The sequence below is a fragment of the Rhodoferax sp. EU05-FHT12H12 genome (assembly GCF_058791215.1).
In genome coordinates this window covers 167,955-184,084 of sequence record NZ_JBYTDI010000004.1, presented here as the reverse complement: position 1 = coordinate 184,084, position 16,130 = coordinate 167,955, and the positions used below count along the sequence as shown (strand labels likewise).

General features: G+C 64.1%; 15 protein-coding genes. 6 read left to right on the top strand and 9 right to left on the bottom strand.

From position 1 onward, the window contains the following. Positions 1-8: 8 nt before the first annotated feature. From AC3WS7_RS13070 to hemC, 4 genes are read right to left on the bottom strand one after another with little or no spacing between them, the layout of a single operon-like run. Positions 9-1,286 (bottom strand): heme biosynthesis protein HemY, encoded by a 1,278-nt coding sequence (locus tag AC3WS7_RS13070; RefSeq protein ID WP_296468548.1) that lies wholly within the window; start codon positions 1,284-1,286, stop codon positions 9-11. Position 1,287: 1 nt separating this feature from the next. Continuing rightward, positions 1,288-2,343: a uroporphyrinogen-III C-methyltransferase gene (locus tag AC3WS7_RS13065; RefSeq protein ID WP_492656668.1), complete on the bottom strand. Its 1,056-nt coding sequence runs from the start codon at positions 2,341-2,343 to the stop codon at positions 1,288-1,290. Next, complete coding sequence (locus tag AC3WS7_RS13060; RefSeq protein WP_296468545.1) at positions 2,340-3,134, bottom strand: uroporphyrinogen-III synthase; 795 nt, start codon at positions 3,132-3,134, stop codon at positions 2,340-2,342. The genes AC3WS7_RS13065 and AC3WS7_RS13060 overlap by 4 nt, the downstream gene beginning before the upstream one ends. 4 nt (positions 3,135-3,138) lie before the next feature. After that, positions 3,139-4,059, bottom strand: a complete 921-nt coding sequence (gene hemC, locus AC3WS7_RS13055) for a hydroxymethylbilane synthase (RefSeq protein ID WP_492656667.1) — start codon at positions 4,057-4,059, stop codon at positions 3,139-3,141. Positions 4,060-4,159: 100 nt separating this feature from the next. Between hemC and ppc the strand changes: the two genes are divergently transcribed. After that, a complete protein-coding gene (gene ppc, locus AC3WS7_RS13050; protein ID WP_492656666.1) occupies positions 4,160-6,982 on the top strand; it encodes a phosphoenolpyruvate carboxylase in 2,823 nt (940 codons plus the stop codon). Between the two features lie 36 nt (positions 6,983-7,018). On the opposite strand, the gene AC3WS7_RS13045 is transcribed toward ppc, so the two are convergent. The 3 genes from AC3WS7_RS13045 to AC3WS7_RS13035 are packed head-to-tail and all read right to left on the bottom strand — an operon-like array spanning position 7,019 to position 9,587. Next, positions 7,019-7,741 (bottom strand): substrate-binding periplasmic protein, encoded by a 723-nt coding sequence (locus AC3WS7_RS13045; protein WP_296468542.1) that lies wholly within the window; start codon positions 7,739-7,741, stop codon positions 7,019-7,021. Positions 7,742-7,785: 44 nt separating this feature from the next. Further along, a complete protein-coding gene (locus AC3WS7_RS13040) occupies positions 7,786-8,553 on the bottom strand; it encodes a LytR/AlgR family response regulator transcription factor (protein ID WP_296468541.1) in 768 nt (255 codons plus the stop codon). Next, on the bottom strand, positions 8,550-9,587 hold the full coding sequence (locus tag AC3WS7_RS13035) for a sensor histidine kinase (RefSeq protein ID WP_492656665.1): 1,038 nt from the start codon (positions 9,585-9,587) through the stop codon (positions 8,550-8,552). Before AC3WS7_RS13035 ends, AC3WS7_RS13040 begins: the two co-directional genes overlap by 4 nt. A 39-nt stretch (positions 9,588-9,626) precedes the next feature. Here AC3WS7_RS13035 and argH point away from each other — a divergent pair, with 39 nt between their 5' ends. Then, a complete protein-coding gene (gene argH, locus AC3WS7_RS13030) occupies positions 9,627-11,060 on the top strand; it encodes an argininosuccinate lyase (protein WP_492656664.1) in 1,434 nt (477 codons plus the stop codon). A gap of 7 nt (positions 11,061-11,067) precedes the next feature. Then, complete coding sequence (locus tag AC3WS7_RS13025) at positions 11,068-12,081, top strand: hypothetical protein (protein ID WP_492656663.1); 1,014 nt, start codon at positions 11,068-11,070, stop codon at positions 12,079-12,081. An 80-nt stretch (positions 12,082-12,161) separates the two neighbouring features. On the opposite strand, the gene AC3WS7_RS13020 is transcribed toward AC3WS7_RS13025, so the two are convergent. After that, the gene (locus AC3WS7_RS13020; RefSeq protein WP_296468535.1) at positions 12,162-13,229 is read right to left on the bottom strand and encodes a threonine aldolase family protein; all 1,068 of its coding nucleotides are present in this window, start codon (positions 13,227-13,229) and stop codon (positions 12,162-12,164) included. Between the two features lie 73 nt (positions 13,230-13,302). Between AC3WS7_RS13020 and AC3WS7_RS13015 the strand changes: the two genes are divergently transcribed. Further along, the gene (locus AC3WS7_RS13015) at positions 13,303-13,899 is read left to right on the top strand and encodes a helix-turn-helix domain-containing protein (protein ID WP_296468533.1); all 597 of its coding nucleotides are present in this window, start codon (positions 13,303-13,305) and stop codon (positions 13,897-13,899) included. A gap of 67 nt (positions 13,900-13,966) precedes the next feature. On the opposite strand, the gene AC3WS7_RS13010 is transcribed toward AC3WS7_RS13015, so the two are convergent. Beyond that, the gene (locus AC3WS7_RS13010; protein WP_492656662.1) at positions 13,967-14,869 is read right to left on the bottom strand and encodes a LysR family transcriptional regulator; all 903 of its coding nucleotides are present in this window, start codon (positions 14,867-14,869) and stop codon (positions 13,967-13,969) included. A gap of 128 nt (positions 14,870-14,997) precedes the next feature. On the opposite strand from AC3WS7_RS13010, the gene AC3WS7_RS13005 reads away from it, so the two are divergent. Both AC3WS7_RS13005 and AC3WS7_RS13000 read left to right on the top strand, forming a co-directional pair. Further along, the gene (locus tag AC3WS7_RS13005; RefSeq protein WP_296468529.1) at positions 14,998-15,864 is read left to right on the top strand and encodes an MBL fold metallo-hydrolase; all 867 of its coding nucleotides are present in this window, start codon (positions 14,998-15,000) and stop codon (positions 15,862-15,864) included. A gap of 7 nt (positions 15,865-15,871) precedes the next feature. Further along, positions 15,872-16,126 (top strand): hypothetical protein, encoded by a 255-nt coding sequence (locus tag AC3WS7_RS13000; RefSeq protein ID WP_296468527.1) that lies wholly within the window; start codon positions 15,872-15,874, stop codon positions 16,124-16,126. The last annotated feature ends 4 nt before the right edge of the window (positions 16,127-16,130 follow it).

Genomic DNA, 16,130 nt, shown 5'->3' with positions numbered 1-16,130 from the left:
TCAGCGCGTCACGCTTTGGCGGCCGCCTTGTAGGCCTGTGCAGCAGCGGCCATGTCCTGCCTCTGTTCCGCCAGTTCGGCCAGGGCGCACCAAGCATCCCGTTTGAGGTCAGCGTCCTTGAGCATGGTCAAAGATTGGCGCAGCATCTGCTGGGCTTTGCCCCACAACTCCAGCCGTGCACACATGACACCGGCCAAGTACTGCAGCAAAGGGTCGCCGGGGTTGGCCAGTTGCAAGGACTCAATACGCTGCAGCCATGCAGCATCGGGTGTGCCGGTGGCCTGGGCAAAGCCTTTTTCCAGTACACGCACCACGCGCACCCGCAGTGCAGGGCTCAATGCGTCCAGACGTTCACCGATGGCAGTCCACAATGGCAACACCCACTGGCGCGACAGGGCCACATCGCCGCCCAACTGGAGGCAACGCTCCGCCGCCTCCAGCGCGACCTCAGGCATATGCCTCTCGGCCATCTCCAGCGCCTCCCAAGCGCGCTGCAGTTGCATGGGGTCATGGGCCGATCGCAGAACTTCAAGTGCCAGTCCGCGTGCAATCCCGGCACCGGCCACCTCCGAAAAGGCACGGTGTTTGGTTAGCAAACGCACGGCATCGAGTGCTGCACGCGACTGCCCCGCCAGGCGCGCCGCCTTGAGGCGCAGGCGCAGGGCGATGGTGCGGCGAGCTGTGCCCTGCGGCAGTTGGTCCAGCCACTCCAGCGACTGCGAGGCATCGCGGTCTTCAAAGGACCAGCGCGCTGCGCGCATCAGCACGCCATCCCGTCCATCCTGTGCATCACGCGGCCGTGTCAGCTCCAGCGCACTCTGGAAATGCTGCTCGCGCCGGCTGCGGTCTTGCAGGGCGTGGGCGCTCTCGGCCGCAATCAAGTGAGACATGGTGCGCAGCCGCACGCCGTGGGCGGTGTGCTCTTCGCTGCTGCGCAAGGATTCTTCCAGCGTCACCACCAGCTCGGCTGCCTTGCGAGCCCGCACAAAACGCCCCGCCACCAGGTTGGAGAGGGAGTCCAGCAGCGCCTCGTGCATCGCGCGCTCTTTGTAGAGCAGACGCCAACGCTTGGCCTGCACCGGAATATGCAGCAGGCCCGACAGGGCACGCAGTGCGAGGTGCAGGGTTACAAACAACACCGCCAGCAACACCAGCACCAGGTTCAGCGACAGGTCGATACGGTACGGTGGCCAGTACAGCGTCACCGTGCCCTGGTTGTTACCCGCAAACAAGGCGCTTGCCACCGCCACCGCAAACAAGGCGAGAAGCCAAAGTGCCGCCCGCATCTCAGCGCCCCGCCGCTGCAGTGGTGAGCGCCGCCAGGGTCTCGTCCACACGCGGCAGTTCCAGCGCACGCGTCTGGCCTTGCAGCTGCTGCAACAAGGTCTGGGCGGACTGCGTCTTGCGCGAAGACGCATCAAAGTAACGGGCCAAGGCCGCGGAGGCTGCGGCCAGATCCGAACGCGCAGCATCGTTGTGACGCGTAAGCAGGCCCAGCCGGGCATTGAGCAATTTGAGCTTGAGGTTCTCGCGCAGGAAAAACGCCTGCTCTGGCGTCAGCAGAACCGCGTCGGGGTTGTCAATGCGGCTCACCCGCACCAGGCTGCGCAACTCGGCATGCACCACCGCAATGGCACGATTCCACCAACCGGCCATCGATTCCGCGTCCTTGCGCTTGAGGCTCTCAGCCGGGCGGGCCAAAGACACCGCGTTGGCAACCGGCAGATCGTCAGTGAGCTGCACCAGTTCATCAAGCTTGACCAACAAAGCGGGCAAATCGGCCAGTGCCGTGGCCTTGATGCGCGCCACATCCTTGGCGATGGCGCGCTGCACCGGGGTCAGGCGCGGCTGGGCCGCACGGGCCACGCGCAGTTCGGCGGTCTTGAGGGCGGCCAGCAAGGGCTCGGCACTGCCGGTGAGTTGTGCCTGTTGCTGCGCCAGGCGCACGGCGGACTCAATGTCGACCACCAGGTTCTCGTCACGCGAGCGCGACAGGCTTTGCATCAGCTCTTCGAGCTGGCTGCGCTGCAGGGACACCTCGCTCAAACGCGCCTCCGTCATCGCCAGCTTGGCCGCAGTTTCTATCGCCAGCTCCTGAGCTTGGCGGGCGATGGTTCGCGCCTCGTTGGCCTGGGAGCCGGTATCTGCACTCTGACGCGCCAATTGCTCCTGGATCGTGCTGAGCTTTTGCCACAACAAGGCGCTGGCCACCAAGCCCACGACGGCCACCACCGCCACACCACGTAACCACCGACGCGAGGACTTCACGGTCGGCAACAAAGCTGCAGGCGGGGACTGCTCCAGAAAGGGGGCTTCAACAGGGACAGCAGACTCGGCGTTCATTGCAACGATTCTATCGACGCCATCAGCGCCGGCAGCGCGGGGCGTGACTCCCGCACCACACCAAAGCCGGCTTCACGTGCAGCCTTGCCAATACGCGGATGGGTCACTACTGCGCGGGCGGCCTGCCACGGCTGCGCCGGGCACTGGGCTTGCAAATTGGCAATCGCTTCTGAGCTGCTGAACAACCAAACCGTGCCATCGCTGGCAGCGGCATAGGCCTGCTCCCGCTGCCGGGCATCCAGTTGCGGCTGCTGGCGTTGGTAGGCCACCACAAAATCCACCTGTGCACCGGCTGCCGTGGCCTGTTTGGCAAACCAGTCTCGACCCACACCCTCGTCACTGCCAGCACCGTCCACCGTGGTACCACGCACAATCAGCAGGCGAAAGCCCGGGCGCATTTGTCCGCGCACCACATGCCACAGGGCCTCGGAGTCAAACAAACCGGCGGCATGGTCGGGCGAGTCGATCCAGGGCGCCTCGGCCCCCGCACGCAAAAGCGCCGAATAGCTGCCTGGGCCGGTCACATATGCTCTCTTTTTAATAGCTGCTTGCGCAGTAAACACGGGGGCTAGGTCGGGTTTTAATGCAAAAAAATGGTCAACCGCATTGCGGCTGACAAACATCACCGCATCCCACTGCGCGATCTGCCGCCAGGCCTCTTGCACGGCCTGCGGCTGCGCCGTAGGCCGCACCTCGATCAAGGGCAGGCTCGTGGCTTGGTAGCCGGCACCTTGCAAGGTGCTAACCCACTTTTGGGCTTCGCCTTCGGGACGGGTCACGATCACACGCATGGCTTCAAACTCCGGGTGGGGACATGGCCTGTACACCGGCCTGCAGGTGCAGGGCCACCTGCTCGCCCAGGGCCGTGGCATCGGCCAGGCTCTGCACCGGGCCCTGGGCCTGTGCGGTGACCAGGGGATGTTGGCCTTCGGCATCACCCCAAGCCGCGCGGATATGCAGCTGCGTGCCCTCCAGCGTGGCGTAGGCCGCCAGCGGCATGGAACAGCTGCCGCCCATCATGCGACTGACCGCGCGCTCGGCGGCCACGGCCAGCCAGGTGGGCGTGTGGGCCAGATGCTGCAGCGCGGCGCGTACATCCTCACGGCCCGTGCATACCTCAATACCCAAGGCGCCTTGCCCAGCTGCTGGCAGCAGCTGCTCCACCGCGAAGGTACTGCGGATGCGGGAGGCCAGCCCCAGGCGTTTGAGCCCGGCAGCCGCCAGCACGATGCCGTCGTACAGGCCTTCATCGAGCTTGCGCAAACGGGTGTCCAGGTTGCCGCGCAGGGGCTCAATCGTCAGGTCCGGGCGCATGGCGCGCAACAGAGCCACGCGGCGCAGGCTGGAAGTGCCCACCACCGCACCTTGCGGCAAGTCGAACACACTCGCGTAACGGCTGGACACCCAGGCGTCGCGCGGGTCCTCACGCTCCATCACGCAGGCCAGCTCGAACCCTTCGGGCAGCTCCATGGGAACGTCTTTGAGCGAGTGCACGGCGAGATCGGCGCGCCCCTCTTCCAACGCCACTTCCAGCTCTTTGACGAACAGGCCCTTGCCACCCACTTTGCTCAGCGAGCGGTCCAGGATTTGATCACCCTTGGTGGTCATGCCCAGCAGGGTGACAGAGGCGCCTTGCTGCTCCAGCAAAGCTTTGACATGTTCTGCTTGCCAAAGGGCCAGCCGGCTCTCGCGTGTGGCGATCGTAAAATGAGGCAAAGTCGTAACCTGCTAGTAATCGGTGGAATGCCTTCGATGCTAGCATGGGCGCGATCCTTGCTTCCCTCGAAGCCCCTCCCACCCCCCTCGATCCAGACCCATGAAAAAAGCACCTGCCGCAGAGACGGCCAAGCGCAGCAAAGACAACGAGCGTCCCTTGGTTGAAGACATCCGCCTCTTGGGCCGGATTTTGGGCGATGTGATTCGGGAACAGGAGGGCGTTGAAGCCTACGAACTGATCGAGCAGATCCGCACCTTGTCGGTGGCATTTCGCCGCGATGCCGACCACGAGGCCGACAAAGCACTCAAGAAGCTGCTCAAGGGCCTGAGCGGGGACCAGACGGTCAGCGTGATTCGCGCCTTCACCTATTTTTCGCATCTGGCCAACCTGGCCGAAGACCGCCACCACATTCGCCGCCGCGATGTGCATGAGCGCGCTGGTGACACACAAGAAGGCAGCATCGAAGTCGCCATGTCGCGCCTGCGCTGGGCCGGCATTGCGCCCAAGACCATCTCGCAAACCCTGGCGCAAAGTTATGTCTCGCCCGTGCTCACCGCCCACCCCACCGAAGTGCAGCGCAAGAGCATTCTGGACGCCGAACGCGACATCGCACAGTTGCTGACCACACGCGACGAAATCAAGCAACGCGCGGTGTCAATCGACAGCCGGAAAGACGCACTCACCCCCAAGGAACTGGCCGCCAACGAAGCCCAGATGCGCGCCCGCGTGATGCAGCTCTGGCAGACGCGCCTGCTGCGGTTCAGCAAGCTGACTGTGGCCGACGAGATTGAGAATGCGCTGAGCTACTACGAGTCCACCTTCCTGCGCGAGATTCCCAAGCTCTACGCCGACCTGGAAGACATGCTCGGTACCCAGCCCGTGCACAGCTTTTTGCGCATGGGCCAGTGGATTGGTGGCGACCGTGATGGCAACCCCAACGTCAGCGCCCAGACCCTGGAGTACGCGCTGCGCCGCCAGGCCGAAGTGGCGCTACGCCACTACCTGACCGAGGTGCATTACCTGGGCGGTGAGCTATCCATCTCCGCCATGCTGGCCGACTGCACCCCCGAGATGCAGGCCCTGGCCGAACGCTCCCCCGACCAGAACGAACACCGCAAGGATGAGCCCTACCGCCGCGCCCTGACCGGCATGTACGCGCGCCTGGCGGCCACGCTGAAAAGCCTGACCGGCACCGAGGCCGCCCGACACGCCGTCGCACCGCAAAACCCCTACCTGCTGGCACAGGAGCTGGTGGCCGACCTGCGCACCATCGCCGCCTCACTCAAGGCCCACCACGGTGCCGCCCTGATCAAGCAGCGCCTGCACCCGCTGATCCGTGCGGTGGAAGTGTTTGGCTTTCATCTGGCTACGGTGGACTTGCGCCAAAGCTCTGACAAGCACGAGGAAGTGGTGGCCGAGCTGCTGGCCACGGCCCGTGTGGAAGCTGACTACAGTGCGCTGGACGAAGCCGCCAAGCGCACGCTGCTGCTGGGTCTGTTGAACGATGCACGCCCGCTGCGCGTACATGGCGTGGAGTATTCGGCCCATGCCCAGGGAGAACTGGCGATTTTTGCCGCCGCCAAAGTCATGCGCGAGCGCTTTGGGCATGAGGCCATCCGCCACTACATCATCAGCCACACCGAAACCGTGAGCGACTTGCTCGAAGTGCTGCTGCTGCAAAAAGAAGTGGGGCTGATGCGCGGCACACTGGACGCACAAGCCACGGCCGACCTGATCGTCGTGCCGCTGTTCGAAACCATTGAAGACCTGCGCAACGCCGCGCCCATCATGCGCGACTTCTACGCCCTGCCCGGCGTGGCGGAGCTGGTCAAGCGCAGTGGCTCCGAGCAGGACATCATGCTGGGCTACTCCGACTCCAACAAGGACGGCGGCATCTTTACCAGCAACTGGGAGCTGTACCGCGCCGAGATCGCATTGGTGGAGCTGTTCGACGTGCTGGCGGCCCAACACAAGATCCAGCTGCGCATGTTCCACGGCCGTGGCGGCACGGTCGGACGCGGCGGCGGCCCCAGCTACCAGGCGATTTTGGCCCAGCCCCCCGGCACCGTGCGCGGCCAGATCCGCCTGACCGAGCAGGGTGAGGTGATTGGCTCCAAATACGCCAACCCCGAAATCGGCCGGCGCAACCTCGAAACTTTGGTGGCCGCCACGCTGGAAGCCACGCTGCTGCAACCGACCAAGTCCGCCACCAAGGCGTTTCTGGAAGCGGCAGCCGAGCTGTCGCAGAACAGCATGTCTGCCTACCGCGCGCTGGTGTACGAGACCCCGGGTTTCACCGAGTATTTTTTCAGCTCCACCCCCATTCGCGAGATTGCCGAACTCAACATCGGCTCTCGTCCCGCCTCGCGCAAGGCCTCGCAAAAGATCGAAGACCTGCGCGCCATTCCCTGGGGCTTCAGTTGGGGCCAGTGCCGCTTGACATTGCCCGGCTGGTTTGGCTTCGGCTCTGCGGTGCAAAAGTTCATCAGCAACGGCACCGCAGCCGAGCAGAAAGAGCGCTTGGCCCTGCTGCAGAAGATGTACAAGCAATGGCCCTTCTTCGGCACCCTGCTCTCCAACATGGACATGGTGATGGCCAAGAGTGACTTGGCACTTGCGTCACGCTACTCCGAACTGGTGGGTGATGCGCGCCTGCGCAAGAAAATCTTCACCGCCATCGAGGCCGAATGGCACGCCACAGCCCAGGCCCTGGCCACCATCACCGGCGAGAAAAACCGCCTGGCCAACAACGCCGCCCTGCAGCGCTCCATTCGTCACCGCTTCCCCTACATCGACCCCTTGCACCACCTGCAGGTGGAACTGGTGCGCCGCTACCGTGAAGGCAAGGCCGACGAACGCGTGCAACGTGGTATCCACATCTCCATCAACGGCATTGCCGCCGGGCTGCGCAATACGGGCTAAAGTGACCCTGCGCATCGTCGGATGCGCAGGACCCCACTACCGCCAACGCGCCTCGATGCGTGCGTACTCGCCCGATTTGTAGATTTTTTCCAGCCCGGCATCAAACCGGGCGATCAGTGTCCGCAGACCTGGCTGCCGCTTGGTGAATGAGAGGTACAGCAGTGGCTCCACCAGCACGCCGCGCTGTACGAACGCTTGTCCCAGTTCGGGATGTACGCGGGCGATTTCCTGCGCAACGCGGTCATACACCAGCACGTAATCCACGCGACCGGCCACCAGCTTGCGCAAGGAAATGAGGTCCGAAGGTGCCACATCGCGCACCATGCGAGAGTCGTTGTCAAACGCCTCGCCATAGTCGTAGCCATTGGTCACACCAACACGGCGCCCCAGCAGGTCAGCGGGCTCCACCCGGGTGGCCGTGGCACCCTGCACCCGGCCATAGATGGCAATGCGGGCCTTGAACAAGGGGCGCTTGTGCCAAAGGTATTTGCCTTCGGTGCGGGCATCGCGCAAGGTGTCGAAACACCCTGCCAACGTACCGTTGTCCACCTCTTTCATGCAGCGGGCATACGGCAGAGACACCAGCTCAACATCCACACCCGCAGCCGCCCAGGCTGCGCGCGCCAAGTCCACGGCCAACCCCACCGGTTTGCCCTCAGCCACATACGAGTACGGGCGCCAATCGTCCTCCGCGCCGATGCGAACACGCTCCGCCGCAGCCACATGGCCGACACCTGCGGCACAAAGTGCCAACCACATGGACGGGAACACCCAACGGAAACACCGGAACAACAAGGCCGCCCTCATTGGGCAATCAACCCACGCACCGTCGCCAACTGCCTGCGCGACACCGACAGCAGCTCCTCGACCCCTTGCAGCCGCACAGCCCAGCCCTCACCCTCTTCGGCGTCATAGTGCTTTTCCAGCGCACGAATGGCCCAGCGCGCCACGATGGCGTTGCGGTGGATGCGCAGGTAGTGCTCGGCGTATTTGGTCTCCAGGTCGTTGAGCGCACCATCCAAGATGTAGCTGCGCGCCGCGGTGCGCACGGTGATGTATTTCAGCTCGGCCTTGAAGTACAGGACCTGCTGCAGCGGCACGCGCTCGGTGCGGTGCCGCTCCTGGATCACCAGCACTTCGTTTGAAGCAAAAACACCGCCCAGCCCCGATGAAACATGCGCAAGCCGCTCTGCTTTTTGTAGCGCCGCTTGCAGCCGCTCCAGCCGGACCGGCTTGGTCAGGTAATCGGCGGCCTCCAGGTCAAAAGCCTGCAGGGCGTGCTCGGCATGCGCCGTGACAAACACCACCACCGGCGGCTGCGGCAGGGTCTTGAGGGTTTGCGCCAGTGCCAGCCCATCAGCCCCCGGCATGTGGATGTCCAGAAACACCACATCCAGCCGGCGCCCGCGCAAGAACTCCAGTGCCTGGCCCGCATTGGCAGCTTCGGCCACCACCTCGGCACCCGGGTTGTAGCAGTCGCCCAGCAGGGTGCGCAGGCGGGCACGGGCCAGGGCCTCGTCATCCACCACCATCACCTGCAAACGACGAGAGAGAGGGACTGTTGCAGTCATGCGGGAAACTCCATGCGAACCTGGTACACACCATCTTTGAGGCCACAGCGAAACTGGGCCTGTACATCGTGCAACAGGGCCAGACGGTCCTGCACATTGCGCAACGCCAGGCCATGGCCTTCCGAGCCCTGGCCTGCCGGCACCGTGTTGGTGATCTTCACCACCACCATAGCACCGCGGCGCTGGGTGGAGATGCGAACAGCCGCCCCTGTGGCGCTGGGCTCCACGCCGTGGCGCACGGCGTTTTCCACCAGCGGCTGCAGCAAGAGTGGCGGCAACTTGGCGTGGTCCGCCTCGGGGTCCAGCGCCCACTCGACATCCAGGCGCTCGCCAAAGCGCACCTGCTCAATGGCCAGGTAGCGCCGGGCCAGCGCAATTTCATCGGCCAGCGTCACGGCAGCGCCCTGGTCCATCAGCGCATGGCGAAACAGGTCACTCAGGTCTTCCAGCAGCGCCTCAGCCTTGGCGGGCTCGGCGCGCACCAGCGCAATGGCGCTGTTGAGTGTGTTGAACAAAAAGTGCGGGCGAATGCGCGACTGCAGTTCGGCCAGGCGCGCCGCGGTATCGGCTGGGGTGCGCCCCTTGGCGCGCATCACCAGCGCCGCCACCAAAATAGACGAGAGCAAGGCACCGCTGCTGGCACTGCCCACCCACGGCGCATCCAACAACAGGCCCGAAACAACAAGCAGGCCACAGCCATAGAGCCCGGCCACCGCACCCAGCCCGATGGCCACGGCGTACTGCATCGCAGGCCGCAGGCGCGCCAGCCAGCGCTTGGCCACACAGGCCGACAGCAGCCAGGCCAGCGTGGCCGGCAGAGCCCCCCCGGTGACGAGCGAAAAGCGGAGCACCCAATTCCACGGCGTAGCGGCGGCAAACATCGATGCCACCCCCAGCGCAAGTTCCACAAACAGCACCGCCCGCAACACCACACCGATTTGGCAGGCATCGAACACCAACGCCGGAGCCTTGCTGTCGGCCACGGGCTCTGGGCCCAGCTCCTGGAACGTCGATAATATTTGGGTGTCGTTCATGTTCAGCAGATTTTGACTCCATTCTGAGAAGCGTCTCCCATGTCCCAAAACCAATTCGATAAAAAGTCCCAGGCGTGGTCCGCGCTGTTTTCTGAGCCCATGAGTGATCTGGTCAAACGCTACACCTCCAGCGTGTTCTTTGACAAGCGCCTTTGGCAGGCCGACATTACCGGCAGTCTGGCGCATGCCGAGATGCTGGCAGCGCAGGGCATCATCAGTGCCGAAGACCATGCATCCATCCAGAAAGGCATGGCCCAAATCTGGGGCGAGATCGAATCCGGCGCCTTTGAATGGAAGCTGGACCTCGAAGACGTGCACCTGAACATCGAAGCCCGCCTTACCCAGCTGGTGGGCGATGCCGGCAAGCGCCTGCACACCGGCCGCAGCCGCAACGACCAGGTCGCTACCGACGTGCGCCTGTGGCTGCGCAGCGAAATTGACCTGATTGGCGAGCTGCTGGTGGACCTGCAAAAGTCGCTGGTCGATGTGGCCGAAGCGAATGCCGAAGTCATCCTGCCCGGCTTCACCCACCTGCAAGTGGCCCAGCCCGTGAGCTTTGGTCACCACATGCTGGCCTATGTGGAAATGTTCAGCCGCGATGCCGAGCGCTTTAACGAAGTGCGCCGCCGTACCAACCGCCTGCCGCTGGGCAGCGCCGCCCTGGCCGGTACCAGCTACCCGCTGGACCGCGAGCGCGTGGCCAAGACCCTGGCCATGGACGGCGTCTGTCAGAACAGCCTGGACGCCGTGAGCGACCGCGACTTTGCGATCGAGTTCACCAGCGCCGCCACCCTGACCATGGTGCACATCAGCCGCATGAGCGAAGAACTCATCATCTGGATGAGCCAGAACTTCAGCTTCATCAAGATTGCCGACCGCTTCACCACCGGGTCAAGCATCATGCCGCAGAAGAAAAACCCCGACGTACCCGAGCTGGCACGCGGCAAGACCGGCCGCGTGGTCGGCCACCTGATGGGCCTGATCACGCTGATGAAGGGCCAACCCCTGGCCTACAACAAGGACAACCAGGAAGACAAGGAGCCGCTGTTCGACACAGTGGACACACTCAAAGACACGCTGCGCATCTTCTCCGAGATGATTGGCGGTCAGGTGAATGCAGCCACCGGCCAGAAGGAAGGCGGCATCAGCGTGAACGCCGAAGCCATGGAGCGCGCTGCCCTGAAGGGCTACGCCACCGCCACCGACCTGGCCGATTACCTGGTGAAAAAAGGCCTGCCCTTCCGCGATGCCCACGAGACCGTGGCCCACGCCGTCAAGGCCGCCCAAACCCACGCCTGCGACCTGTCCGAGCTGCCACTGACGGTGCTGCAAGGCTTCCACGCCAGCATCGAGAAAGATGTCTACGAGTGCCTGAGCCTGCGCGGCTCGCTGAACGCCCGCAACATTTTGGGCGGCACGGCGCCAGCGCAGGTGAAGACGCAGATTGCGCGGCACCGCACCCGCCTGGCTTAAGGCGCACATGCTGCGCCGCCACCTGGGACTTCTGGCCCTGTGCCTGGCCGGCAGCAGCTGGCTCGGGCTGGCCCGGGCCGCAGAGCCCACGCTGCAGTTTCTGAACCGCAGCGAAGCCGCAAGCCTGATGGCGGGACCCGGCGCCCAGCCCTACTTTGAGGCCATGCAGACGCCCGAGCTGGTGGCCAAAACCCGGCTGGACCTGCTGAACCTGCCCCTGGCCACCGCACGTGAACAGGCCCGCGCCCACTACGCCAGCGAAGTACAAGAGTTCTCTGCCGACGAACAGGCCATGCTGCGCTGGGCCGTGGGTGCGCTGTGGCCCACGCTCACCGAGAAGGCCCCGCTCTACACCCGCACGCCCTGGAAGTTTGCCAAGGTCAGCGACAAGGTGGAAGGCGGCTTGCCCCATACCAGGGGCGACACCATTGTGTTCAGTGCCGGGCTCATGCAGAGCCTGCTGGCACCCTACCGCGCCAAAGAGCTGGCCGGATTGCAAGGCTTTCTGAGCTACCTGCTGGTGCACGAGCAAACCCATGTGCTGCAGCGTACCCAGCCCGCACTGTTCGACACCTTGGCCAGCGAGGTGCTGGGCTTTACGCGCGTTGCCGCACCACAAACGCCGTCCTTGCTGGCGCGTGGCGTGGTCAACCCCGACGCCCCGTTGAGCGAGTGGATATTTCCGTTGCCCGACACGCCCGGCCAAGCCGTGCTGCCTTACCTGCAGCTCAGCAACCTGAAGACGCCCAGCATGCCGCGCGACTTTCAAATGCTGGCCGTGATGTACCAGCGGGACCAAGGGGAGTGGCGCATGCAGGAGCGCGATGGCCAGCCTGTGACCCAGCCGCTGCTGGGTGTTGCCGCCTATGTGAATACCTTCCCGGACCGCAACGGGCTCTACCACCCCTACGAGATTGCGGCCGACCTGCTGGGCTACTGGCTCGGTGGCCGCGCCGACGCCAGCGCCCGCCACCCGGTGCGTCTGGCCCTGCAGGCTTGGGCCAGCAAGTCGCTGCACTAGAACTTACAATCCAAATAGACCTCTAGCGCCCGTGGAATATGCGCGAGCAGCTACTGAATTAATAGCACTCGCAGCACCCATCACCCCGCCAGCACCGTCTCCAAATCATGCGCCAAATGGTCCACGGCCTCTTCGGTGGTGGCCCAGGAGCACATGAATCGGGCACCGCCGCCGATGAAGGTGTAGAAGGTCCAGCCCAGGGCCTTGAGGCGGGCAATCGCGGGGTCGGGCAGGTTGACGAATACGCCGTTCACCTCGGTGGGCAGCAGCAACTCGGCTCCGGCGATGCCGGCAATTTTTTCGGACAGGCGGTGGGCCATGGCGTTGGCATGCGCCGCATGGCGCAGCCAGGTGCCGTCGGTCAGCATGGCCAGCCAGGGGGCGGAGAGGTAACGCATCTTGGAGGCCAGCTGCCCGGCCTGCTTGCAGCGGTAGGAAAACTCTTCGCCCAGCTTGCGGTCAAAAAACACAATCGCCTCACCAATCGGCAGGCCCATCTTGGTGCCGCCAAAACACAGCACGTCCACGCCGGCACGCCAGGTGATGTCGGCCGGCGCCACCTTGAGGGCGGCCACGGCGTTGGCAAAACGTGCGCCGTCCATGTGCACTTTCAGGCCGTGCTCTTGCGCGATGCGGCTGATGCCGCTGATCTCGCCCTTTTGGTAGACCGAACCCATCTCGGTGGACTGGGTGAGCGTGACGACCTTGGGCCGCGGGTAATGCACATCGGTGCGGCGGGTGATGACTTCCAGCACCCCGGCCGAGGTGAGCTTGCCGTGGCGGTGCGGGGCGGAGAGCAGTTTGGAGCCGTTGGAGAAAAACTCGGGCGCGCCGCACTCATCCGTTTCCACGTGCGCGGTGTCGCTGCAAATGACGGCCTGGTAAGACTGGCACAGCGAGGCCAACGCAATCGAATTGGCCGCCGTGCCGTTGAAGACGAAGAAGACTTCGGCATCGGCCTCAAACACCTCACGCAGGCGGTCGCAGGCCAGGCGGGTGGCGTCGTCGTTGCCATACGACGCGGCAAACCCCGTATTCGCCGCAGCAAACGCCTGCATGGCCTCGGGGCAGATGCCGGAGGTGTTGTCGCTGGCGAATTGCAAGTGGTAGCCGGGAGGGATGTGGGCAGGGTTTGGCAAAGTGGTCATGGCGGTGTAATATCGTTTCAGCGGATATTTCCGGTATATCGAACAAAAATCCATTCTACCGACCAACACCACGATGGCGCAAGTCCCCCACTCCACTCCCTTGACCGAAGGCCCACCGGCCGTCGGCTCCAAACTGCAAGACGCGCGCAAGGCGCAACAGCTGTCGCTGGACGAGCTCTCCAAACGCGCGGGGGTGTCCAAGTCCATGCTGTCGGAGGTGGAGCGCAACCAGGCCAACCCGACAGTGGGTGTGCTGTGGCGCCTGGCCACGGCGCTGGGCATCAGCCTCACCGACCTGCTGGGCAATACCCCGGCGGACAAGGCCACCCCCACGGTGGAGCTGGTGCCGGCCCACACCATTCCGGTCACCACCAGCCCGGACGGCAAGTGCACGCTGCGCATCCTGGGGCCCATTGCCTTGGCGGGGCGGGTGGAGTGGTACGAACTGGCGGTGGAACCCGGCGGCGTGCTGGCCTCCGAGCCGCACGAGGCGGGCGCGAAAGAACACCTCTCGGTGCTCAGTGGCAGCCTCACGGTGCAGGCCGCCGACAGCAGCAAGGTGCTCAAGGCAGGCGACAGCGCACGTTATGCGGTGGATGTGCAGCACGCCATCAGCAACACTGGCAAAGGCATGGCCAAGGCGGTGCTGGTGGTGGAGCATTTGGGCTGATTTTTATGTCAAACAAGCCTCTATAGCTTATGGAATATGCGCGAACAGCTATTAAATGGATAGCAAACTACCGAGGCCACTTCCACGACTCACTGGCAAAGCGCTCGGCCAAAAAGTCCAGCAGAGCCCGCACCGCGGGTGAGAGGTGCTTGCGCGAGGGGTAGAGCGCGTAGATGGACATCATGGGCAGTTGCCACTGCGGCAGCACCACCTGCAAGCTGCCGTCGGCCAAGTGCGGGCTGGCCAGGTAGGTGGGTTGCATGGCCACCCCGCCGCCAGCAAGCGCGGCCCGCAGCAAGGCCGTGGCCTCGTTGGCACTGAAATGGCTGCCCACCTGCACCTCGGCATGTTCATCGCCACGCTGCAGCTTCCACACGCTTTTGCCGAAGTTGGCATAACTCAGGCAGCGGTGGGTCAGCAGGTCCGTGGGAATCTCCGGCGTGCCGTGCTTGGCCAGATAGCCGGGGGACGCCACCAGCACCGAGGCACAGGGCGCCAGCACCCGGCCGATGAGCGCCGGGTCCGGCTCGGCGCTGATGCGGATGGCCAAATCGATGCGCGCCTCTACCAGATTGAGTGCGCCTTCGCTGGCATTGAGGTCGATCTTGAGCTGCGGGTAGAGCGCCAGAAAATCGGCAATCGCAGCCGCCATTTCGGCGTACGCAAACGACATGCTGCAGGTCACCCGCAGTTGCCCGCGCAGCGCACCGTCGTGGCGGCTGGTTTCTTCTTCCACGTTGTCCACCAACGCCAGCATCTGCTGGCTGCGGCGCAGGCAGCTCTCGCCGGCGTCGGTCAGGGTCACGCTGCGGGTGGTGCGCTGCAAGAGCCGTGCGCCCAGCCACTGCTCCAGCGCGCCCACATACCGCGTCACCATGGCGCGGGACATGTCCAGCTTGTCGGCCGTGGCACTGAAGCTGCCACTCTGCGCAACCTCCACAAACACCTGCATGGCGGTCAGTCGGTCCATGATTTGCTCAATTTATGAAACAGTTTTGCGCGAATTATCGGGTTTATCTGCTCGATTATTGAAATTAAAGTTCACTCCAACGCTGATGAGACGTCCTCAAAGCGTCCAACAACCTTTAGGAGTTCCCCATGATCCGCACGACCGTACTCGCCGCAACACTGGCCATCACTTTCGGGGCAGCCCACGCCCAACAGCCGCTCACCGTCAAGGTCTACAACGCTGACGGCAACAGCTTCAACGTCAACTCCACCCTGGTCTATGGCCAGAAAGACGCCATCGTCATCGACGCCGGTTTCACCCGTGCGGACGCCTTGCGCATTGCGGCCAACGTGCTCGACAGTGGCAAGCAGCTCACCACCATCTACGTGAGCCAGGCCGACCCCGACTACTACTTCGGTGTGGAAGCCCTGAAAGAAGTGTTCCCCCAAGCCGACGTGGTGACCACACCCGCGGTGCTGGGCAAGCTGGCCCCCAAGCTCGCGGGCAAGGTCGCGTTCTGGGGTCCCAAGATGGGCGCCAACGCTCCCCGCAAGCCCGTGGTGCCCCGCGCCCTGGAAGGCAACACGCTGACGCTGGAAGGCCAAACGATCGAGATCCGCGGCACCCAAGGCCTGCTGGCACACCGCCCCTACGCCTGGATCCCGTCCATCAAGGCGGTGGTGGGCAACATCGGCGTGTTCGGCAATATGCACGTCTGGACCGCGGACACCCAAACCGCCGCCGAGCGCGCCGCCTGGGTGGCCCAGCTGGACGACATGGCCGCCCTGAAGCCCGAGCTGGTGATTCCCGGCCACATGAAGGCGGGCACCAAGGTAGACGCCAGCGCGATTGCCTTTACCAAGGACTACCTGCAGACTTTCGAGAAGAACCTGGCCGCCAACAAAACCAGCGCCACCCTGATCCCCGCCATGAAACAGGCCTACCCTGCCCTGACGGACGGAGCCCTGTCGCTGGACATCGGAGCCAAGGTCAACACCGGCGAGATGAAGTGGTAAGTCCCCTATGACCGCGCTTCACCAAGTTTTGCAAGACCTGCACGCCGGGCGCTGGCACGCCGCGCACGACTTGGTGCAGAAGGACGACTCCATGCTGGCCGCCTGGTTGCACGGCATCCTGCATTTGCAGGAAGGCGATCTGGAAGACGCAGAGAACTGGTACAACCGCGCCGCCCGGCACTTCCGCAGCCGCGGCAGCCTGCAAGAAGAGATTGCCCTGTTTGAGCAGGCGCTTGCAGCTGCCACCCAAAACAACGATTGAAAGC

What these genes read in the sequence shown, in the direction of transcription:
- AC3WS7_RS13070 (WP_296468548.1), bottom strand. Translation starts at nt 1,286, where the DNA reads ATGCGGGCGGCACTTTGGCTTCTCGCCTTGTTTGCGGTGGCGGTGGCA.
- AC3WS7_RS13065 (WP_492656668.1), bottom strand. Translation starts at nt 2,343, where the DNA reads ATGAACGCCGAGTCTGCTGTCCCTGTTGAAGCCCCCTTTCTGGAGCAG.
- AC3WS7_RS13060 (WP_296468545.1), bottom strand. Translation starts at nt 3,134, where the DNA reads ATGCGTGTGATCGTGACCCGTCCCGAAGGCGAAGCCCAAAAGTGGGTT.
- ppc (WP_492656666.1), top strand. Translation starts at nt 4,160, where the DNA reads ATGAAAAAAGCACCTGCCGCAGAGACGGCCAAGCGCAGCAAAGACAAC.
- AC3WS7_RS13045 (WP_296468542.1), bottom strand. Translation starts at nt 7,741, where the DNA reads ATGTGGTTGGCACTTTGTGCCGCAGGTGTCGGCCATGTGGCTGCGGCG.
- AC3WS7_RS13040 (WP_296468541.1), bottom strand. Translation starts at nt 8,553, where the DNA reads ATGACTGCAACAGTCCCTCTCTCTCGTCGTTTGCAGGTGATGGTGGTG.
- AC3WS7_RS13035 (WP_492656665.1), bottom strand. Translation starts at nt 9,587, where the DNA reads ATGAACGACACCCAAATATTATCGACGTTCCAGGAGCTGGGCCCAGAG.
- argH (WP_492656664.1), top strand. Translation starts at nt 9,627, where the DNA reads ATGTCCCAAAACCAATTCGATAAAAAGTCCCAGGCGTGGTCCGCGCTG.
- AC3WS7_RS13025 (WP_492656663.1), top strand. Translation starts at nt 11,068, where the DNA reads ATGCTGCGCCGCCACCTGGGACTTCTGGCCCTGTGCCTGGCCGGCAGC.
- AC3WS7_RS13020 (WP_296468535.1), bottom strand. Translation starts at nt 13,229, where the DNA reads ATGACCACTTTGCCAAACCCTGCCCACATCCCTCCCGGCTACCACTTG.
- AC3WS7_RS13015 (WP_296468533.1), top strand. Translation starts at nt 13,303, where the DNA reads ATGGCGCAAGTCCCCCACTCCACTCCCTTGACCGAAGGCCCACCGGCC.
- AC3WS7_RS13010 (WP_492656662.1), bottom strand. Translation starts at nt 14,869, where the DNA reads ATGGACCGACTGACCGCCATGCAGGTGTTTGTGGAGGTTGCGCAGAGT.
- AC3WS7_RS13005 (WP_296468529.1), top strand. Translation starts at nt 14,998, where the DNA reads ATGATCCGCACGACCGTACTCGCCGCAACACTGGCCATCACTTTCGGG.
- AC3WS7_RS13000 (WP_296468527.1), top strand. Translation starts at nt 15,872, where the DNA reads ATGACCGCGCTTCACCAAGTTTTGCAAGACCTGCACGCCGGGCGCTGG.